The sequence below is a fragment of the Plantactinospora sp. BC1 genome (genome assembly GCF_003030345.1).
In the GTDB taxonomy this organism is placed as follows: domain Bacteria; phylum Actinomycetota; class Actinomycetes; order Mycobacteriales; family Micromonosporaceae; genus Plantactinospora.
Window position 1 is genome coordinate 5839528 of record NZ_CP028158.1, and the last position, 21599, is coordinate 5861126.

The window sequence follows — 21599 nt, forward strand, 5'->3', positions numbered from 1 at the left end:
CTGACGTGGCACCGGCATCGCTGCGCGGAGGGCGGCAACCACCGACCGGCGGCGGAGCGGGGGTGGTCGGCGCGGAGACTGTCGAGCTGGGCGCACGGGCGGGGCACCGGCAGCCGGGGTTGCCGACGGCGTGCTGCGGTTCGCCGTCGACCGGCCGGGCGAGACCGGGGTTCGGGCAGCCCGTGAGGGTGGGCGCACAAGCGGGGCAGCTCGACAGTCTCCTCGGCGGATATCCCCACCCCGCACCCAACCCGACGTCAGGAGATCGCCCGCTCAGCGATACGGGAACCACCGGGTGACACGATCGACCTGCAAAGACAGGACACTAGCCGCTACACCGTTGCGACGCTGGCGTGTGGTCACAGCGACCCCAGTACCGCGTCGGGGTCCGCGTCCAGCGCCAGCGTCTCCAGCACCGTCAGGAGCTGGCGTTCCTCGTACCGGAAATGGGACTCCATGATGGCAGCCACGCCCTCCAGAGGGCGCTCCAGCTCCGACGGCGGAGCGCCCCGAGCCACGGCGGCCTGGAGGCCGGTCAGCAGGTACCCGATCATCGAGTGGTCCTGCCGCAGGTAGCGCAGCGTCTCCCGCAGCTCGGGATGCTGCTCGGCGATCGCCGGAAACAGGTCCCGGTCCTCGCCCTCGTGGTGCGCGGTCAACGCGGCGCAGAAGCCGTGACAGAACAACAACAGGTCTCTGGTCGCCGGCTCCGCCGGTTCGCCGTCGGCGACGGCCTGCCGGGTGACGCGCAGCGCCTCGCGGAGCCTTCCATGGACGCGGCGCAACTCTCGACTCCAGGCCACCAGCCTGGTCTGCTCGCCCTCACCCACAGGTGGAGGGCGAAGGGACGACTGACACGTCGGGTTCCCTTCGGTCCGGCGCCTCCATGCCTGACACGGTCTGCCACCGGCACGCGACGCTGGGAGCGAAGCTACCACGAAGCCTGCCCGGACCGAGCCGCCGACCGGGTAGGCCGCGCCGTCCGGCGGCCGGGCGGCCACCCGCCGACGACCGCCCCACTCCGAAACATCGGCCGCCGGCTCACCGAAACTTTCGGTCCGTCGACCGTCCGGTGGAGAGGTACCGACCGGTCGGGCAGGGCATCTCGACTAGCCCGCGTCACGCGGCTAACATTCGCGCGACTGGATTCGCGAGGAGCGATTCGGAGACACCGCCATCGCGTCGTCCCGCCCGGGTAGGGAGCCCTTGATGCGCATCGGACGTAGACCGGCAAAACCATCTCGAAAATTGACCGCTTTTGTCACATCATTACTGCTCACCATGGCCGGGTCGGTCGCGCTCGCCGCTCCCGCCCAGGCTGCGGACCGGGTCGTCCTGGCCAACGATTTCGAGTCGGGTTCCTACGCTCCGTGGGGGCCGCGCGGAGCCGTCACGCTCGGGATAACTGCGGAGGGGCACGAGAGCGCGAATAGCCTTTCGGTCACCGGCCGTACCGCGAACTGGCAGGGTACGGCGATCGACGCGGCCGCGAGATTCGAGCCGGGCGCGACGTACGTTATCAGCGCGTGGGCGAAACTTCCGGCCGGTACCGCCGGGTCGGCGGGCGTCCACTTCACCGTGGAGGCCAGCCCGGCCGGCGGCGGTGACAACACCTACACCTGGGTCGGCGACAACGTCCCCACCACCGCGGAGAACTGGGTACGGATCGGTGGCAGCTACACCATGCCCGCCGGCCTGGCCGCGGCGACGCTCTACGTCGAGGCCGAGGGGACCACTCCATACCTGCTGGACGACATCAGCATCACCACCTTGGAGGGCGGGCCGGAACCCGGAACGGTCGTGATCGACACCGACTTCGAGGACGGGCTCGACGGTTGGGGGCCGCGCGACGGCGGACCGGGCGCCCCGACGGTCGGGCTGACCGACGTGGCGCACGGCGGCGAGGCTGCGGCCCTGGTCAGCAACCGGGTGAACCAGGGCGCCGGCATCGGACGCGACGTGAGCACCGTATTCGAGACCGGCGTGACCTACGAGTTCAGCGCCTGGCTGCGGTTCGCCGAGGGACAGCCGACCGACCAGATCTGGCTCAGCCTGGCCAGCACGAGCGGCGGCAGCCAGTCGTTCAGCACCCTCGCCCAGTTCGACGGGATCACCAACACCGGCTGGACCGAGGTGACCGCCAGCTTCACGATGCCGGCGGCCGACAGCGCGCTGCTCTACTTCGAGTCCCGCTGGCAGGACGGCGAGACCGGAAACACCAGCGACTTCCTCCTCGACGACGTCGTGGTACGGGTGCCGCAGCCGCCGGTCATCGAGGATCTCACGCCGATCCACGAGACCACCGACTTCCCGGTCGGCGTCGCGATCGACAGCCGCGAGACGGTCGGCGCCGCCGCCCAACTGCTGACCCGGCACTTCAACCACATCACGCCGGAGAACCACATGAAGCCGGAGGCGTGGTACGACGCGGAGCGCACCTTCCGCCCGCACGACCAGGCGATCGCGCTGATGGACTTCGCCCAGGCCAACAACCTCGGCCTCTACGGGCACGTACTCGTCTGGCACAGCCAGACTCCGGACTGGTTCTTCCAGGACGAGGCCGGCGCCCCGCTCAGCACGTCGGCGGCGCACCAGCAGGTTCTCCGCGACCGGCTGCGTACGCACGTCTTCGCCGTCGCCGAGTCGCTGAGTGACCGGTACGGTCCGTTCGGCTCCGCCACCAACCCGATGCGGGCCTTCGACGTCGTCAACGAGGTCGTCGCCGACAGCGGCGAGTTCAGCGACGGCCTGCGCCGCAGCGAGTGGTACCGGATCCTGGGCGAGGAGTACATCGACCTCGCGTTCCGGTACGCGGACGAGGCGTTCAACGACGTCCACGCGGTCGCCGACACCGACCCGGTCACCCTGTTCATCAACGACTACAACACCGAGCAGAGCGGCAAGCAGGGCCGGTACAAGGCGCTGGTGCAGCGGCTGCTCTCCCGTGGCGTACCGGTCGACGGGGTGGGCCACCAGTTCCACGTCTCCCTGTCCACCCCGACCGCCAGCCTCGGGGCCGCGCTGGCCGCGTTCGCGGACCTGCCGGTGATCCAGGCCGTCACCGAACTCGACGTCACCACGGGTACCCCGGTGACCCAGGCCAACCTGATCGAGCAGGGCTACTACTTCCGGGACGCGTTCCGGATCTTCCGGCAGTACGCGGACGACTTGTTCGTGGTCACCGTCTGGGGTCTCACCGACGGCCGGTCCTGGCGGGTCGGCAACGGTGCCCCGCTCGTCTTCGACGACAACCTCCGGGCCAAGCCGGCGTATTACGGCGCGGTGGACGGTGAGCTTCCGGCCCGGCTGCGGACGGCGAACGTCTTCGCCGGCGACGTCGCCCTCTCCGACACCGCCACCGCCGACCTGACCTGGAGCAAGCTTCCGCTGCACCCGGTGGAGGACCTGGCGAGGTTCCAGCTTCGCTGGGCTCCGGATCACCTGACGGCCTTCGTCACCGTCTCCGACGCCGCCGCCTCGGCCGGCGACCAGGTCAGCTTCGTGCTGGGCGACCAGACGTACACGGTGGCCCGGGACGGCAGCGGGAACGTGCCCGCCGTGGCGAAGGAGCGCAGCGGTGGCTACGACATCGTCGCCCACCTGCCGCTGACCAATGCGGCCGAGGGCGACACGCTCACCCTGGACGTCCGGGTCGGCAACGACGGTCGGACGGCCGCCTGGAACGCCCCGGGCGCGCTGGGCACCCTGGCCCTGGTCGAGGAGCTGTCGTACCTGGAGGTCACCCAGGCCCGGACGGCGCCGGTGGTCGACGGCGCGGTGGACACCGCCTGGGCCGACGCCCGGGCGGTCACCACCGCGAAGGCGGTCTCCGGCGCGGACGGCGCGACCGCCACCGTCCGTACCCTGTGGCGGGACCAGACGCTCTACGTGCTCGCCGAGGTCGCCGACCCGGTCGTGGACGTCTCCGGCTCCGACCCCTGGACCCGGGACTCGGTGGAGATCTACGTCGACGGGGGCAACTTCAAGAACGGCCCCTACCGCTACGACGACACCCAGATCCGGATCAACGCGGAGAACGGCGTCTCGTTCGGTACCGGTGACGAGGCGTTCCAGCGGGGTCGGCTGACCAGCGCGACGGCCCGCACCGAAACCGGGTACACCGTCGAGGCGGCGATCAGCCTCCTGGAGTACGGCGGCCTCGGCACGTTCCACGGCCTGGACTTCCAGGTCAACGACGCCACCGGCGGCACCCGTACCGCGATCCGGAACTGGGCCGACCAGTTGGGCACCGGTTACCAGACCACCTCCCGTTGGGGAGTGGGTCGGTTGGTCGGGCCGGCCGACGGCAACGTCGAGATCGTGGTCAAGAACTTCACCCAGTGGAACTCGGACGACGGCGGCGGCTACTGCGCGAACATCGTCGCCACGAACAGGACCGACAAGCCCGTCGACTGGTACGGCTATGTCGCGCTCGGCGGCGAAATCTACACGGCCTGGAACTTCGCCCGGCAGGTCCAGGGTGACGGCAGCTACCGGATCCACGGCGAAGCCTGGAACAAGACCCTGAAGCCGGGCGCCAGCACCGTCAGCGTGGGCTACTGCGCCAACCGCTGAGGGTGGTCAGAGCGGGGCCCTTCCTGTCCACGACAGGAAGGGCCCCCGCCTTTCGGCTCACTCGGCGCGCAGGTGGTCCAGGTCGTGGGTTCCCGGGCTGACCCAGATCAGGATCCCGCGTACGTCGGCCAGCGCCGCCGCGTCACAGGACATCTCGGTGAGCAGGTCGACCGTCACCGTCGTCTCGGTGCCCTGCGACACCCAGCCGAAGGTGGACTGGCACCAGGCCCACCCCTCCCCGGTCTGCACCGCGATGGAGGTCGAGGTGCCGACCGTGGGGTCGACCCGCAGGTCGTACCTGAGCGTCGCCTTGGCCGACAGGTCCACCGGCTCGGGCAGGGTCACCCCGAACCAGCCGCCACCGGTCGCCGCGACCCGCAGCCCGGCCGAGCCGTGGGTGTGGAAGTCAGTGGTCTGGGCAACCGTCCCGGCGTCGGTCTGCCAGTTGCCGGGCGCCCAGCCCTCGACACCGCTCTCCCAGGAGGCGATCAGGATCGGGTCACCGGGGGCGGGCTTGACCGTCACCGTCAGCTCGGCCGGGTTCGACACCCGACCGGCCTGGTCGCGGATGGTGTACGAGGCGACCACCCGGCCCTGGAAGCCCTCCGCCGGAGCGAAGGTCACCGTCCCGGTCGCCGGGTCGAGCGTGAACGTGCCCCCGGCGACGGTCACCGCGCGCTGTTGCCCGGCCGTCGCCGGATCGAGGTCGATGCTGGCCGGCCGCACCGTCGTCCGGTACGCGATGTCGTTCGTCGCCGGAGTCAGGGTGACCGGCGTACCCGACTCGGTGACGGCGGTGTCGGCGTCGGCGACCGGCGGTCGGGAGCGCTGCCCCCGGACGAGTTCGTCGCCCGCGTTGGAGAGCGTGGTGCAGACCGGGCTCGGGCAGTAGACGGTGTAGCCGTCGTAGTCCGGATAGAGCGTGCCGTCGTCCTGGATGCCGGAGAGGATCCAGTAGAGGAAACCGGTGCCGCCAGTGGCGATGAAGGCGTCCGTCCACTGTTGATAGACCGGGTTCCGGGTCGCCTTGTCGACGTAGCCGAACTCGCCGAGCATCACCGGCTTGCCGAGCCGGCGCGCGTCCCGGTTGTGCCGCTTGATCCACTCGACTCCCCAGGCCGCGTCCGTGCCCCAGTGGTCGGGATAGAGGTGGTACGAGACCACGTCCACCGCCGGCAGCCGGGTCAGCGCCACCGAGTCGACGCCCTCGGCACAGTTCACGGTCCAGTCGGAACTGGCCGGGTCGTCGCAGTAGAAGCCCTCGTCACCGACGCTGGCCAGGTGCCGGCGGTCGACCGACTTGACGTGCCGGGTCATCTCGTCGGCCCAGGCGGTCAACACCGCCGGGGTGCAGGTCGGCGACGTCGGATAGACGCCCGAGCCCTTGCACCTCGGCTCGTTGCCCAGCTCCCAGGTCATCACCGTCGGGTCGTCCTTGTAGGCCACCCCGGTCAACGTGTTGGTCCGGTTCAGCACGTGCGAGATCCAGTCCTTGTACCAACCCCGGATAACCGGGTCGGTGTAGAACTCGTCGTGGTACTGCCCGCCGCGCCAGCGGACGTACTGGTCCATGCCGCCGAAGTCGCGCCAGTTGTTGGTCAGCGGGATCACCACCTTGATCCCGGCCTGCCGGGCGGCGTAGAGGACGTAGTCGAGGCGTTCCAGCCCGTCCGGCCCGTCGTTGTACGCCGGCTTCGCCCCGTCCCAGTACTGGAAGTAGACCCCGTCGGCCGGCCCGGCTATCGAGTCGGTCCCGCCCGGGGTGCCGATGTCGAGGAAGCCCCAGTGCCGCAGCACGGTGAACCCGGCCGCCTTCGCGTCGGCGAAGACGTCGTCGACCATCCCCCGCGACTTGTACATCAGGTAGTAGTTGTTGGTCCCGGCGAACCGGAACCGCTTGCCGTCGAGCATGAGCTGGTCGCCGTGGCGGACGACGAACCCGGCGGACCGGCCGGAGCCGGCGGGGTCGGGCGAGCCGGGCGGGGCGGCGGAGGCGGGTGCCGGCGAGGCCGCGAGCAGCAGCCCGACCAGCCCCAGCAGCAGCGGGACATGGCGTTTCATGGGCGGTGGTGATCCTTCCGGGAGCGGTGTCCGGGAACAGGGGTGCGGATCAGTGCGAGGAACCAGAGCGACGGATCAGTGCTGCGGAACCAGGTTCAGTGCTGCGGAACCAGGTTCAGTGCTGCGGAACCACGTTCAGTGCCGCGGAACCATGTCGTTGACGCAGCGGAGCACCGGGGGGGCGGTGAGCGCCGCCGGGTCCAGCCGCGCCGCGGACCGTACGGTGAAGGTGGTCGACTCCCCCGGCAAGAGCGTGACCAGCGCCTCGTCGACCTCCGCCGCCGGGTCGAGCCGATCCGGGGCGAGCAGCAGGTCGCGCAGGATCGTCCGGGCGGTCACCCGGACCCGTACGCCCTCCGGCGACGGTTCGACGGTGGCGTCGTAGTCGGCCGCCGGATAGGTCAGCTCGTGATCCTCGGCGAAGAACCAGAAGCTCCGCTCGCCGTCCCCGCCGGGATCGGCGACCAGCAGCTCGGCGCGCGGGTCGTCCGGGCCGGCGACGTCCGCCGGCAGCGGCCAGGTGATTTCCGAGTACGGCGGCACGGACAGCTCGACCGACGACTTGCCCCTCGGCTCGCCGGCCAGGGTCAGCCGGGTCACGTCCACCCGACCGGTCCACGGTGCGCCGCCGTCGTTCACCGCGACCAGGGCCAGCCCGCCCTGCCTCGGCTGGATCGTGAGCAGCCGGTCGGCGTACGCGCGGCGCAACGCGTACCAGAGGGGTTTGCGCCGGCCGTCGCCGTCGACGGCGGCCCACGAGGTGACCGGCCAGCAGTCGTTGAGCTGCCAGACGACGCTGCCCATGCAGATCGGCCGGTACGACCGCAGGTGCTCCACCCCGACGCTGATCGCCCGGGCCTGGTTGAGCTGGGTCAGGTAGTGCCAGTCGTCGAAGTCGCGCGGCGCCGGCAGGTGCGCTTCCAGTCCCCGGGCCAGCTTGAGCCGGCCGTCGCCGGCCTTCTGCCGGTGCGCCATCGCGGCCGAGTCCTCGGCCAGCCCGCCGGGGTCGGAGATGGCCCGGCGCAGCGTGGCATGGCTGGCCGGGCCCTGCCAGCCGAACTCGGCGACGAACCGGGGCAGGTAGTCCCGGTAGTGCGTGTAGTCGAGCTGGTTCCAGACCGTCCAGATGTGCATGCTGCCGTGCGCCGGGTCGTTCGGGTGGATCTCCGGCCGCCCGGACCACGGGCTGCCCGGCCAGTAAGGCCGGCTCGGGTCCAGTTCGGACAGCAGGCCGGGCAGCAGCTCGAAGTAGTAGCCGGCACCCCAGGTACGGTCGGCCAGCTCCTCCTGCCAGCCCCAGTCGTGCCAGCCCCAGATGTTCTCGTTGTTGCCGAACCAGAGCACCAGGCTGGGATGGCTGGCCAGCCGGACGATCTGCTCGGCCGCCTCGGCGCGTACCTCGGTGCGGAACGGCTCCTCCTCCGGGTACGCGGCGCAGGAGAAGAGGAAGTCCTGCCCGACCAGCAGGCCCAGCTCGTCGGCGAGGTCGTAGAAGTCCTCGGACTCGTACCGGCCGCCGCCCCAGATCCGCAGGAAGTTGACGTTCGCGTCGCACGCCTGGCGGAGGCGTTCGGCGTAGCGCTGCCGGGTCACCCGGTGCGGGAAGCAGTCGTCCGGGATCCAGTTCACGCCCCGGGCGAAGACCGGCAGGTCGTTGACGACGACGGTGAACGCCGAGCCGTGCTCGTCGGCGGCGGTGTCGAGGCGTACCGAGCGGAAGCCGACCTTCCGCTGCCAGCCGTCCAGTTCCCGGTCACCGGCGTGCAGGGTGACGGCGAGCGGATAGCGCGGCTGTGCGCCGTACCCCCGGGGCCACCACAGCTCCGGGTCGGCGACGGTGGCGGTCAGCTCGGCACTGCGCTGCCCGGGCCCGAGCACCGTCTCGGCGACCTCGCCGGCCAGCGCGGCCCGGACGGTGAGCGGCTCGTCGTCGGCGGCCCGGTCGACCTCGACGCGTACCTCGACCCGGCCCTCGGTGCCGGCGACGGTGACCTGCGGGCGGACCTCGGCCAGCCGCGCGGTCCGCCAGCTCCGCAGCCCGATCTCCTGCCAGATCCCGGCGGTGACGAGTTCCGGGCCCCAGTCCCAGCCGAAGTTGCAGGCCATCTTGCGGATGAAGTTGAACGGCGTCGGGTACGCCTTCGGCCGGGCGCCGAGCCGCCGCTGCTCCGCCTCGGCATACCGGTACGCCGAGTCGAACCGCACCCGCAGCACGTTCTCGCCGACCCGCAGCAGCGAACGGACGTCGAAGGAGTAGCTCCGGTGCATGTTGGCGGTGCGGCCCAGCTCGACGTCGTTGAGGGTGACCGTGGCCACCGTGTCGAGGCCGGCGCAGACCAGCTCGACCCGGTCGGCGTCCCCGCCGCCGTCCCATCCGAAGGTGGTCTGGTAGCACCAGTCGGTGCGGCCGATCCAGCCGAGCGTGAGTTCGTGCTCGTCGAGATAGGGGTCCGGGATCAGTCCGGCGGCGAGCAGGTCGGTGTGCACACAGCCGGGCACGGTGGCCGGGACCGGCGCGGACGCGACCGCCTCCGGAACGTCCGGGTTGCCGATCGCGGTCAGCAACCAACCGTCGTGCAGGCTCTGCCAGGACGTCACGGGCACCTCATCTTCCTCAGGTCGTGACCGACCGTTCCCCCGGGTCGCGACTCCGACCGTTTCCCTCGGGTCGGCGACGATACGGTTGACCGACCGCGACCTCGGCGCGCCGTCCCTGGTGGAGGGCACCGTCGCCGCACCGGGAGGCACGCTCAAGACATCGAGAGATGTCGACTGAACCGGATAAGTAACGTCACCGTACGGGCGCCCCTCCGCCCTGTCAACGGTCCGCAATTCGGCCAGGAATGGCCGACAATCGATGGCCGAACGATCCGGGTCCGGCCTTCGCCGCCGTTCCCGACCTCGAAATATCGGGGCGCTATCCACCGGCCCGGCGAGCCGGCCGGCACTGTCGGCAAGATTGCCGCATCGCTATGCTTAACCGGAAAAGTTCACTCCCGTGGTCCGCGCGGGCTCTGCTGCGCGCGTGCGGCAGCACGACCCGGCGTGCGGGTGAGCCGACCGGCCCGCTGCGAATTCGGGTCGGCGCAGACGAAGGAGCGCCGGGTGAAGCGGCCGACAATCGCGGATGTGGCCCGCCGGGCCGGGGTTTCCAAGGGCGCCGTCTCCTACGCCCTCAACGGGCAGCCCGGCGTCTCGGACGCCACCCGGCAACGCATTCTCGCGATCGCCCAGGAGATCGGCTTCAACCCGAACAGCGCGGCCCGGGCACTCTCCGGAGCCACCGCCAACGCGGTCGGGCTGGCGCTCTGCCGGCCCGCCCGGATCCTCGGCATCGAGCCGTTCTTCATGGAGCTGATCAGTGGGGTCGAGGCGGAACTCTCCGCCCGGTCGTACGCGCTGACCCTCCAGGTGGTGGCGAGCCCGGAGGCCGAGATCGCCGTCTACCGGCGCTGGTGGGGCGAGCGGCGGGTGGACGGCGTACTCGTCTGCGACCTGCGGATCGACGACCGCCGGCTGCCGGTGCTGGCCGAGCTGGGCCTGCCGGCGGTGGTGATCGGTGGGCCGGGCGACCGTGGCGGGCCGGACTACGTCTGGTCGGACGAGTCGGTGGCCCTGACCGAGGTGCTCGAATACCTCGTCGCGCTCGGCCACCGCCAGATCGCCCGGGTCGGCGGCCTGCCCGGGCTGCTGCACACCGAGATCCGCACCGAGACGTTCGGCACCGCCTGCCGCCGGCTCGGGCTGGAGCGCACCGTCACCGTCTCGTCCGACTACAGCGGCGAGGAGGGCGCGCGGGCGACCCGACGCCTGCTCAGCTCCGCCGACCGGCCGACCGCCATCGTGTACGACAACGACGTGATGGCGATCGCCGGACTCTCGGTCGCCCAGGAGATGGGGCTGACCGTGCCGACCGACGTCTCCATCGTCGCCTGGGACGACTCGCCGCTCTGCCAGCTCGTGCACCCGTCGCTGACCGCGCTGCACCGGGACATCCCGGCGTACGGGGCGCACGCCGCCGGCCGGCTCCTCGCCGCGATCGCCGGGCAGCCGCTCGGCGACTTCCAGGACGAGACCGCGCACCTCATCCCGCGCGGCAGCACCGCACCGCCCCGGCAGCCCTGAGCCCCGGGCACCGGTCGGCTCCGAGCCCGGGGCATCGGCTGCGGGCGACGGCCGGGCAACCGATAGCATCGGCGGCGAGGCGGAGCCAAGCCAGGAGGACGACCACCGTGCACGTACCACCGATTCCCAGCCTGACCGCCGCCGACCCGGAGTTGGCGACGCTGATCGAGTCCGAGGCGACCCGGCAGCACGACAAGCTGCGGATGATCGCCTCCGAGAACTACGTCTCGACGGCCGTGCTGGAGGCCAGCGGCACGGTGCTGACGAACAAATACTCCGAGGGCTACCCGGGCCGCCGCTACTACGAGGGTCAGCAGTTCATCGACCCGATCGAGACGCTCGCCGTCACCCGGGCCCGGGAACTCTTCGGGGTCGACCACGCCAACGTGCAGCCGTACTCCGGCTCCCCGGCCAACCTCGCCGTCTACCTGGCGTTCCTCTCCCCCGGTGACACGGTGCTCGGGATGGCGCTGCCGATGGGCGGCCACCTCACGCACGGCTGGTCGGTCTCGGCCACCGGCAAGTGGTTCAACCCGGTCCGCTACGGCGTCTCGGCGGAGACCGGCCGGATCGACCTCGACGAGGTCCGCGACCTGGCCCGCCGGGAGCGCCCCAAGCTGATCTTCTGCGGCGGCACCGCCGTGCCGCGCACCATCGACTTCGCCGGCTTCGCCGAGATCGCCCGCGAGGTCGGTGCGGTGCTGGTGGCCGACATCGCGCACATCGCCGGTCTGGTCGCCGGTGGCGCCCACCCGTCGCCGGTCGGGCACGCCGACGTGATCACCACCACCACGCACAAGACCCTGCGGGGCCCGCGCGGCGCCATGATCATGACGACCGCCGAGCACGCCGCCGCGGTCGACAAGGCCGTCTTCCCGGGCCTCCAGGGCGGCCCGCACAACCACACCACCGCCGGCATCGCGGTCGCGCTGCGGGAGGCCGGCACCGAGGAGTTCCGCCGGTACGCCCACCAGGTCGTCGCCAACGCCAAGGCACTGGCGGCGGCGCTGGTCGAGCGGGGCTTCACCCTCTCCTCCGGCGGCACCGACAACCACCTGATCCTCGCCGACCTGACCGGCAAGGGCATCGCCGGCAAGCCGGCCGCGCAGGCGCTGGACCGGGCCGGGATCGAACTCAACTACAACACCGTGCCGTACGACCCGCGCAAGCCGTTCGACCCCTCCGGCATCCGGCTCGGCACACCGGCGCTGACCACCCGGGGGCTGACCGAGGAGCAGATGCCGCAGGTGGCGGCCTGGATGGACGAGGCGGTCAGCGCGGCGATCAAGGACGACGAGGCAGCCCTCGACCGGATCGCCGGTGAGGTCCGGGACCTGCTGGCGGCGTACCCGATGCCGGGTTACGCGGCCGGCTGACCGGCCCGGTCGTCGGCTGACCGGTCCGGCGGTCAGCGGGACGGGCTCGGGAACTCCTCCAGGTACGCCTCGACCCGCTCTGCCGGAGCGGGTCGGGAGAGTGCGTACCCCTGGCCGAGCTTGCAGCCCGCCCTGCGGGCCTGCTCGACCTGCCCCGGCGACTCCAGGCCCTCGGCGATGATCTCCAAGCCGAACCTCTTGCCGAGACTGACCAGTACGTCGATGAAGGGCTTGCTCTCGCCCTCCCGGGTGCCACCCTCGGTCACCAGGGTCCGGTCGACCTTGAGGAAGTCGACCGGCAGCCGGCGGAGCTGGGCCAGCGACGCCTGCCCGCTGCCGAAGTCGTCCAACGCGGTCCGCACCCCCAGCGCCCGCAACCCGGCGAGCTGGGTCACCACCGCCGGCACGTCCACCCCGCCCCGGGGTTCGGCGATCTCCAGCACCAGCCGGTCCGGCTCGATCCGGTGCTCGGCCAGCGAGGTGCTCACCCAGCGGACGAACTCGGGGGCGGTCAGCTCCCGGGACGAGATGTTGACCGACATCCAGAGCCGTCGGGGCCGCTGCGACCAGGCGGCCAACTGCCGGCAGGCGGTGTCCAGCACCCAGCGGCCCAGCTCCTCGACCACCATCAGGTCCTCGGCCACCGGCAGGAGCTCGGCCGGCAGCACGGTGCCGAGCGCCGGGTTCCGCCAGCGCAGCAGCGCCTCGGTCCCCACCGGCTGCTGGTCGTCGAGGTCGAGCACCGGCTGGTAGACCAGGTCCAGCTCGCCCCGCTGCACCGCACCGGGCAGCTCGCGCTCCAGGTCGAGCCGGCGGGTGAACTGCTCCTCCAGCTCGTCGTCGTACCACTCGACGCGGTTGCGGCCGAGCTGCCGGGCCCGCAGCCGGGCCAGGTCCGCCCGGCGGAGTACGTCGTCGACACCGTCCCCGCCGGAGAGGTCGGCCAGGCCGATGCTGGTGCCGAGGTAGAGCACCGCGCCGGGCATCGGGTACGGCTCGGTCAGCGCGGTCAGCAGCCGGGTCCCCATCGCGTACGCCAGCACCGGCCGGTCCACGGTCACCACCGCGAACTCGTCCCCGCCCAGCCGGGCCACCACGTCGGCGGCACCGACACCGGTCTTGAGCCGCCGGCCCGCCTCGGCGAGTACGGCGTCGCCCATCTGCCGCCCGTGCGAGTCGTTGATCCCGGACATGCCGTGCAGGTCGATCACCAGCAGCGCGCCGGTGTGCCCGGGCACCGCCCGCTGGGTCACGATGGTCCGCATCAGTTCCCGGCGGTTCGCCAGCCCGGTGAGTTCGTCGGTGAAGGCCAGCTCGTTGAGCTTGCGCTCCAGCCGCTGCCGTTCGCTGACGTCCCGGACGTGCACCACCAGCGCGGCCACCTCGGGTACCGCCCGCTGGTCGCTGACCGTGGACTCGGTGTCCCGCCAGGCGCCGTGCCCGTCCAGCAGCCGGGCGGTGACCAGTTGCGGCCGGCCGGTCGGCACGTCACGCCCGGCGAGCACGTCGGTGAGTACCTGGGTGACGTCGGCGGCGTCGTCCGGATGCATCAGGTTGGGGAACGCCCGACCCCGCACGTCGGCGTCGGAGAGCCCGAAGAGCCGGGCCGCGGTCGGCGACTGCCAGCGGATGAGCAGGTCCTCGCCGACGATCATCGTCAGGTCGTTGGCCCCGGAGACCAGCGAGCGGAAGTGCGCCTCCTGCTCGGCCAGCCGCTTGGCGTACCGGCGGATGTCCAGCATCACCAGCACCTCCCGGACCACCAGGGTCGGGATCACGGCCAGGCCCAGCAGGATCGAGGTGGAGTCGAAGTGGCCGACGGTGGCCAGGTGCCAGAGCGCGGAGAGCGTCGCCAGGATCGCCGGGATGGTCAGCAGCGGATAGGCGGTCAGGGTGGTCTGCGGCTCGGTCGGCGCACCGTTCGGCTGCGCCACCGGATTGGCCCGGCGGGCACCGGCGGCGATCAGTGCCGGACCGGCGACCAGCGAGATGGCGACCAGCGGCAGCGCGGTCACCGGCGCGCCGTAGGCGATCAGTACCGCGATCAGCGAGTGCCCGAAGACGGCGAGTCCGGCGCCGATGCCGCAGAACGCGGCGGAGCGCCGGTGCTCGTACGCCCGCAGCGTGGTGATGGTGACCACCGGCAGGCCGACGACGGCGAAGAGCGCCGCGACCATGGCGAGCGGCGGCAGCTCGCGGGGCGGGATCACCCAGGCGGAGAAGGCGAGACTGATCCCGAGGCTCAGCCCGTCGAAGGCACGACGCAGCCGTACCGGCACCGTGCTCGCGGCGCCGGGCAGCATCATCATGCCGAGCAGGTAGAGGGCGAACGCCAGCACCAGCCCGCCGAGCGCCACCGTCGACCGGGCACCGGGCGGCGCCAGGAAGAGGGCGAGCGCGGAGAGCGCGCTGGCGATCAGGCCGAAGCCGAGGAATCCGGCGCCCCGGCACGGGCCGAAGCCGGTACCGCCCCGGTGCAGTCGGATCGCCAGCCGGACCAGCCGAGCGGCGGCCGCGGCGGCGACCATGCCGACGGCCGCGGCGACGGCGGCGTAGGGCGGCAGTGCGCCGACGTGGGCGGCGAGCAGGACGGCTACGGCGAGAACTGGGGCACCGCTCTCGGTGACCCGGACGACCAGCCGGCGGGCTCGGCCGTCCGCGATGTGCGCCACGAACATGGCGGGATGCCTTCGCAGAGGGGGCACGGACGTGGTGCAGGTCAGGCCCGGTCCGACCGAACGGCCGAAACCAGTCCTATCAACCCCCAACGATCGGCAGGGGGCATGGTTACGTATCGAACCTTTTTCGACCTTCCCTTGCGGTCCGTCCCGGTCGCGGTCGTCGGCCGGGACGCGTACGCCGGGCTGCCCAGGTTGAAGAGGTTCAATGGTAGGGGTCTCCCACTCCGGGTTGCTCGGGAAATCTTCCCTCAACCGGTCAAGCCCGCTCCACCCCGGCTCGGCCAGCGGTACCGGCCACCCGGCCGACCCCACTCGGCCCGGCCGGCCGAGGCCCACGCCCGACCCGGCGGGCCGGGGTGCGAAAATCGCCGGGTGGGTAAGACCGGCACACTCCGCTTCCGGCACAGCCAGGCAATCTGGGTGGCCGCGCTCATCGCGTTCCTCGGCGCCCTTCCGCTGGCCAGCTCCCGCTGGTATCTGACCCCGCTGCTGCTGGTGCCGGTGGCGGTCGGCGTCTGGGCCTGGCGGGCCGGCACCGACGCCGACCGTGACGGGGTACGGATCCGGGCACTGCTGGGCCAGCGCAGCATCGCCTGGTCCGAGATCGTGGAGCTGGCGTCCGACCCGCGCGGCCAGGCGGTGGTACGGCTGCACGACGGCCGGACGACGGCCCTGCCCGCGGTCCGGGCCGCCGACCTGCCCGGTCTGGTCGCCGCCAGCGGCCAGCCGCTCGGCGAGCCCCGCCCCACCCCGGGCCAGCCCGCCGACTGACTCTCCTGGCGGGCGCCTCCCCGCCGGTCTCGGGGCGTCCGGCTCAGTAGCCGTCGACCACCTCGTTGATCAGCGGGGTTCCGGCCACGAAGCGGCGCAACTGCTCGCCGGCCAGCCGGTAGCCACGGGGCAGCAGCCCGCGTACCGAGCCGCCGACGTGCGGGGTGAGCAGTACGTTGGGCAGGTCCCAGAGCGGGTGCCCGGGCGGCAGCGGCTCGGGCTCGGTGACGTCCAGCGCCGCCGAGATCCGGCCGGTCGTCAACTCGGCGACCAGGGCGTCGGTGTCGACCACCGGTCCACGGGCGGCGTTGACCAGCAGGGCACCGTCCGGCATCGCGGCGAGGAACCCGGCGTCGACCAGCCCCCGGGTGGCCTCGGTGAGCGGCACCAGCAGCACCACCACGTCCGCCTCGGGCAGCAGCGTCGGCAGGTCGTCGACGCCGTGGACCTGCTCGGCGGGGCGGGCGGTCCGGGCGACCATGGTCAGGCCCACCTCGAACGGCGCCAGCCGGGCCCGGGTGGCCGCACCGATCGAACCCGCGCCGACGACGAGTACCCGCTTGCCGGCCAGCTCGTCGGTCGGATTGACCTGGTCGTACGACCACTCGTGCCGGGCCTGGGCGCGGGCGAAGAACGGGAACGACCGCAGGTACGACAGGATCGCCGTGACCACCCACTCGGCGGTGGACGAGTCGTGCACCCCGCGCGCGTCGCAGAGGGTGACGTGCTCCGGCAGCCGGCCGGCCCAGGTGTCCGCCCCGGCCGAGAGCAGCTGCACCACCCGCAGGTCGGGCAGCTTGGCCGCGATCGGCACCGCGGCGGCCTGGGCGAGGAACGGCGGCACCCAGAACCGGACTCCGGCCGGGTCCGAGGGGAGCCGGTCGGGTGTCGGGGCGATCTCCACGGTGACGCCCTCGGGAATCTCGCCGAGCAGTTCCAGACCTTCGGGATGGGGAATCCACACCTTCACGGACGCCGACGATAGTCCTCGGCGGCCGGGTACCGGCGGTCGCCCTCGCAAGCCGCGACCCGCCGGGGCCGGTGGGCGGGGCCGGTGGGCGGGGTCGTCGCGCCGGCCTCAGCGCAGCGGCAGGCCGACCGGCCCGGACGGCTGGTAGACGTGGTGTCCGGCCACGGTGGTGACGGTGACCGGCAGGCCGCTCCCGCGCAGGTGTGCCCGGACCGCCGCGTCCAGCGGGGAGCGCTCGGCGATGACGAACGCCGGCCGGTCCGCCTCGGCGACGAGTCGGGGGTAGCGGGGGTGACGGTCCCAGCCGGGGCGCAGGTCGGCGCCGAGCACGGCGCAGACGAGTCGTTCCCGGCTGAGGAAGATGACGTCGTAGCAGGTCCAGTAGTCGGTGTAGAACCGGCGTACGCCCAGCCGGTCGAGGCCGGTGACCAGGTCCCGGCGCTGTGCGGCCTTCCGGGCCAGTTCGGGACCGGCCGCGACCAGGGCGGCGCTGGCCAGCAGCATGCTGACGGCGAGCCCGGCGAGCGGGGCCGCCGCCGCCAGCCGGACGGCCGCCGCCCTCCGGGGCCGGCCCGGGACCGTGCCGGGCGGCCGGGTCAGCACCGACCAGAGCGGCCAGAGCACGGCCGGGGTCGAGATGAGCAGTACCGAGAGGTAGCGCGCGCTCTCCACCGGGGTTCTCGCGGCGGCACCGCTGCCGGCGTACGCCAGCAGGGTCAGCGCTGCCGCGCCGAGCAGGGCGAGCCGGCCGGCCTGCCGGACCCGGGCCGCCCGGTCGGTGGCGCGGCGCAGCGCCCGCCAGGCCGCCCCGGCGGCGACGGCCAGCAGCACGGGGTAGACGACGCCCCAGCCCAACTGCCAGGGCGCGCACCGGCCGGGTGGGCAGAGCCCGGTACCCATCGGCAGTCCGAGCAGGACGCCGCCGTAGAGTCGCTCCGGCCACGAACCGGCGCCGCCGCCGAGCGCGGCGTAGACGGCCAGCGAGCGGTCTGCTGGCGCGGCGGTCAGGTTGTGCGCCACGATCGGGACGAGTCCGAGCGCCAGCCCGGCGCCGAGCGCCAACCCGGCCCGGCCGGCCAGTGCCCGCCACCGGAACCCGAGCAGCACCGCGGCTGCCGCGCCGACGTACGGCAGGATCAGCCAGTCGTCCCAGAGGGTGAGTCCGGCGACCAGCCCGAAGCCCGCGTACGCCGGGGCGGGCCGGCGGACGACGCCGAGGCCGAGGTTGACCGCCAGCAGTACCAGCAGCGCGCCGGCCGGGTTCATCTCCGGATAGCCGCCACCCGCGATGAGCTGGTTCTTCACGATCCGGTCGGAGCCGAGGGCGAGCAGGCCGACGGTGGCCGCCGCCAGCCAGGGGGTGTAGAGCCGACGGGTGAGCTGCCACATCAGCGCCAGGAAGGCGGCGTAGAGCAGCAGGTTGGGCAGCCGCAGTACGAGGGTGGACGAGCCGAGGACCGCGAAGAGCGGCGCGGCGAGATAGGACTCCAGGGCGCCCATGTAGTACTGGCCGTAGAAGAAGAGCGGAAACTCCCGCCCCTGTGCCACGTGCCGGGCCACCAGCCCGGTGACCGCCTCGTCGCTGTTGCCGGGCGGCACCTCGGCGAGCAGCAGCGCCAGCCGGTAGCCGACACCGAGCACGCCGAGCGCGGCGGCGACGTGCCCGGGCCCGGGTCGCCGCCGGGCGGGCCGGGGTGGCGACCCGGTCAGCTCCGGCGAGGTGGCGAGCGCCATGCCGGGGAGTCTCGCACGGCCGGACCGGCGGGAGCCTCGGCGACATGCCCGATTCATCTCCTCGGCACCGTTCGCGGCTTGTCGACGTGATTGATTCGATCCGGGCCGGGGCCGGAGGGTCGAGAGTGGATCATCGTCCCCTGCCGGGAACCCGTCCCGGACGGCACGACTCGTCCCGCTGACGGTCGCCGATCCCGGTGCCCGGCCGGGGCGACCTGCCGGCCCCACCATGCCGGCCGGCGCCCCGAGCAGCGACGACTCCGGAAGATCGGTGGAATGATCGAGCGAACCGACGGCACACGGTGGGATCGGACTACGCTGGGCCGGGTGAGCGCTCGCCCGTACCCCAGACTCAGCCGTCGGCGCGCGGCGGTCGCGCTCTGTGCGGCGGCCGTGCTCGTCACGAGTGGTTGTGCCTTCGGCGAGCCGGAACCGGACCCGGCCGGCGAACCGCCGAAGTTCCCCACCCCCTCCGTCTCGCCCAGCCAGAACGGAGCCGGGCAGCAGGTCGCGGCCACGGTGCTGGCCAGCAGGTTGCAGATCCCGTGGGGGATCGCGTTCCTGCCCGACGGCGGCGCGCTGGTGACCGAGCGGGACACCGCCAAGATCCTGAAGGTCGGGCCGGAATCCGACACGAACGGCCTCAAGGTCACTACCGTGCAGACCCTCGACGAGGTCGACGCGGCCGGCGAGGGCGGCCTGCTCGGAATCGCGGTCTCCCCCGGCTACCAGCGGGACAGGTCGGTCTTCGTCTACTACTCGACCGCCGAGGACAACCGGATCGCCAAGCTGACCCTCGGGGGCGAGCCGACGCCGATCGTCACCGGCATCCCGCTCTCCGGCATCCACAACGGCGGTCGCCTCGGCTTCGGCCCGGACGGCTTCCTCTACGCCACCACCGGGGACGCCTCGGAGCGCGGCCTCTCCCAGGACCTCAGGAGCCTCGGCGGCAAGATCCTCCGGATGACCCCGGCCGGCAAGCCGGCCCCGGGCAACCCCTTCCCGAACTCGCTGGTCTGGTCCTACGGGCACCGCAACGTGCAGGGCATCGCCTGGGACGCCGACAAGCGCCTCTACGCCACCGAGTTCGGGCAGAACCAGTGGGACGAGATCAACCTGATCACGCCGGGCAAGAACTACGGCTGGCCCGAGGTCGAGGGGCGCGGCGGCAGCGGCGCCGACGCCGACAAGTACGCCGACCCGCTGGTCACCTGGACCACCGCCGAGGCGTCCTGTTCCGGGGCGGCGATGATCGACCGGGTCTTCGTGGCCGCCTGCCTGCGGGGCGAGCGGCTCTGGCTGGTGGAACTCACCGCGAACGGCACCGTGCTGGGCCAGCCCCGCCCGCTGCTCGTCGGCGAGTACGGTCGGCTCCGCACCGCGGTCGCCGCACCGGACGGCTCGTTGTGGATCTCCACCTCCAACCACGACGGCAAGCGCGACCCCGCTCCCCAGGACGACCGGATCTTCCGGTTGGTCTTCTCCGGCGGTACGGCCGGCCGGAGCTGACCCCTCCGGCTGGACGGCCGGGCGGGCGGCCGGTGAGTTGGCTCATACCCGCGGTGGAAATGGCGCGGCACCTGCGGCGGGTTTCGAAGATGTCGCTTTGGGCAGGTGATGATTGAGCATGGACAGGCGGAGGAATGACACCCGAGCCGCCGGCGGCACGACGCCTCCGGCGGCTCGGCGTGTGCTGGGCTGGTCGCGTACCGCCGTACGGGGCTGCCGCGCCGTCCTGACCTCGAAACCGAGCCGTCGGGCCGGACTGGCCCTGTCGATCATCGCCGTCACGGTGGTCGGGATCGTGGTCGGCGCCCTGCTCGGCGGGCGGATGCAGACCGACATCGGGCCCTTCCGGGCGGAGATGGCGATCACACCCTCGGTCGAGGGCGGCACCACCGTCACCATCCCGCCGCTCGGCGCGCTCCAGCTCAGCAGCCATGCCGGCCCCGCGCACCTCTCCGTCCGGCTCGGCTCGCTCGACCAGCGCCGCACCGAGGCACTTATCGACGATCCGGCCAGCATCAGCCGGGCCAGCCAGTCCGCCGTCAGCGACGTGACCAACGGGGTGATCCGGGTCGGGGTACGCACCGTCGCGGTCTCCGTACTGGCCACCATGATCCTGGCGGCGCTGGTCTTCCGGCGTACCCGCCGGGTGGCCTGGGCCGGCGGGCTGGCGCTGGTGATCACCGGCGGCAGCCTGGGCATCGCCGCGCTGACCTTCCGGCCGGACTCGATCGAGGAGCCCCGCTACGAGGGCCTGCTCGTCAACGCCCCGGCGATCGTCGGCGACGCCCGGCGGATCGCCAACGACTACGGCCGGTACGCCGATCAGCTCCAACGGATGGTCGGCAACGTCAGCCAGCTCTACACCACCGTCTCCACCCTGCCGGTCTTCGACCAGGAGCAGGGCACCGTACGGGTGCTGCACGTTTCGGACCTGCACCTGAACCCGACCGCCTGGCAGGTGGTCCGGACGGTCGTCGAGCAGTTCAAGATCGACGTGGTGATCGACACCGGGGACATGACCGACTGGGGCAGCGAGCCGGAGGCGTCCTTCGTCGGCTCCATCGGCCTGCTCAAGGTCCCGTACGTCTTCATCCGCGGCAACCACGACTCGCCGGCAACCGCCGCCGCCGTCGACCGGCAGCCGAACGCGATCGTGCTGAACAACTCGATCGTCAACGTCGCCGGGTTGACCATCGCCGGCATCGGGGACCCCCGGTTCACCCCGGACAAGGAGACCTCGCCGGCCGGCTCCGGCGCCCTGCCGCAGACGGTCGACCAGGTCGCCGGGGCCGGCGAGCAGCTCGCCTCGACGATCCGGGTCTCCGGCAAGCCGGTCGACATCGCCCTGGTGCACGATCCGGCGTCGGCCGACGCGCTCTCCGGAGTCGTACCGCTGGTGCTGGCCGGGCACACCCACCACCGGGAGGTGCGCGAGCTGCCACCGGTGCCGGACGCGATGCCGACCCAGCTACAGGTGCAGGGTTCCACCGGCGGGGCGGGGCTGCGCGGCCTGGAGGGCGACAAGCCGACACCGCTGGCGATGTCGGTGCTCTATTTCAACCAGCAGCGGGCGCTCCAGGCGTACGACGACATCCTGCTCGGCGGCACCGGCGAGGCGCAGGTCAACCTGGAACGGCACGTCGTGGAGGAGCCGGAGCCACCGGTGCCGCCCACCCCGACCCCCGGTACGCCGACCCCGGCGAGCCCGGTCCCGCCGGCCGGCGCCCCGCCACCCGACCCGACCCCCACCGGCTGAGGCCGCAGGTGGGTGTGACGAAGGGCCCCCGCTACTACAGA

Annotated in this window: 12 protein-coding genes; 6 read left to right on the forward strand and 6 right to left on the reverse strand. The window is 72.3% G+C overall.

The annotated features are described in order from the left end of the window. Positions 1-359: 359 nt before the first annotated feature. Positions 360-830 (reverse strand): hemerythrin domain-containing protein, encoded by a 471-nt coding sequence (locus tag C6361_RS25565; RefSeq protein WP_107269242.1) that lies wholly within the window; start codon positions 828-830, stop codon positions 360-362. A gap of 418 nt (positions 831-1248) precedes the next feature. On the opposite strand from C6361_RS25565, the gene C6361_RS25570 reads away from it, so the two are divergent. Beyond that, positions 1249-4575: an endo-1,4-beta-xylanase gene (locus C6361_RS25570; RefSeq protein ID WP_159079473.1), complete on the forward strand. Its 3327-nt coding sequence runs from the start codon at positions 1249-1251 to the stop codon at positions 4573-4575. 57 nt (positions 4576-4632) lie between these two features. On the opposite strand, the gene C6361_RS25575 is transcribed toward C6361_RS25570, so the two are convergent. Together C6361_RS25575 and C6361_RS25580 are read right to left on the reverse strand one after the other, a co-directional pair. Next, positions 4633-6636 carry a cellulase family glycosylhydrolase gene (locus C6361_RS25575; RefSeq protein ID WP_107269244.1) on the reverse strand — a complete coding sequence of 668 codons (2004 nt, stop codon included), beginning with the start codon at positions 6634-6636 and terminating at the stop codon, positions 4633-4635. A gap of 135 nt (positions 6637-6771) precedes the next feature. Then, the gene (locus tag C6361_RS25580) at positions 6772-9234 is read right to left on the reverse strand and encodes a glycoside hydrolase family 2 protein (RefSeq protein ID WP_107269245.1); all 2463 of its coding nucleotides are present in this window, start codon (positions 9232-9234) and stop codon (positions 6772-6774) included. A 507-nt stretch (positions 9235-9741) separates the two neighbouring features. On the opposite strand from C6361_RS25580, the gene C6361_RS25585 reads away from it, so the two are divergent. Further along, positions 9742-10761 (forward strand): LacI family DNA-binding transcriptional regulator, encoded by a 1020-nt coding sequence (locus tag C6361_RS25585; RefSeq protein ID WP_107263914.1) that lies wholly within the window; start codon positions 9742-9744, stop codon positions 10759-10761. A 107-nt stretch (positions 10762-10868) separates the two neighbouring features. After that, positions 10869-12137 carry a serine hydroxymethyltransferase gene (gene glyA, locus C6361_RS25590; protein WP_107258340.1) on the forward strand — a complete coding sequence of 423 codons (1269 nt, stop codon included), beginning with the start codon at positions 10869-10871 and terminating at the stop codon, positions 12135-12137. A 32-nt stretch (positions 12138-12169) separates the two neighbouring features. Here the strand turns inward: glyA and C6361_RS25595 are convergent, their stop codons facing one another. Further along, a complete protein-coding gene (locus C6361_RS25595; RefSeq protein WP_234358995.1) occupies positions 12170-14815 on the reverse strand; it encodes a bifunctional diguanylate cyclase/phosphodiesterase in 2646 nt (881 codons plus the stop codon). 375 nt (positions 14816-15190) lie between these two features. On the opposite strand from C6361_RS25595, the gene C6361_RS25600 reads away from it, so the two are divergent. Next, positions 15191-15589 (forward strand): PH domain-containing protein, encoded by a 399-nt coding sequence (locus C6361_RS25600; protein ID WP_107269246.1) that lies wholly within the window; start codon positions 15191-15193, stop codon positions 15587-15589. A 43-nt stretch (positions 15590-15632) separates the two neighbouring features. Here C6361_RS25600 and C6361_RS25605 read toward each other — a convergent pair whose 3' ends face one another. Both C6361_RS25605 and C6361_RS25610 read right to left on the reverse strand, forming a co-directional pair. Continuing rightward, positions 15633-16559, reverse strand: a complete 927-nt coding sequence (locus C6361_RS25605) for a 2-hydroxyacid dehydrogenase (protein ID WP_107269247.1) — start codon at positions 16557-16559, stop codon at positions 15633-15635. 108 nt (positions 16560-16667) lie between these two features. Then, positions 16668-18293, reverse strand: coding sequence for a hypothetical protein (locus C6361_RS25610; RefSeq protein ID WP_234358996.1), 1626 nt, complete (start codon positions 18291-18293; stop codon positions 16668-16670). A gap of 327 nt (positions 18294-18620) precedes the next feature. Here C6361_RS25610 and C6361_RS25615 point away from each other — a divergent pair, with 327 nt between their 5' ends. Further along, positions 18621-19802, forward strand: coding sequence for a sorbosone dehydrogenase family protein (locus C6361_RS25615; protein ID WP_107271179.1), 1182 nt, complete (start codon positions 18621-18623; stop codon positions 19800-19802). A gap of 118 nt (positions 19803-19920) precedes the next feature. Continuing rightward, positions 19921-21558, forward strand: coding sequence for a metallophosphoesterase (locus C6361_RS25620; RefSeq protein ID WP_107269248.1), 1638 nt, complete (start codon positions 19921-19923; stop codon positions 21556-21558). The last annotated feature ends 41 nt before the right edge of the window (positions 21559-21599 follow it).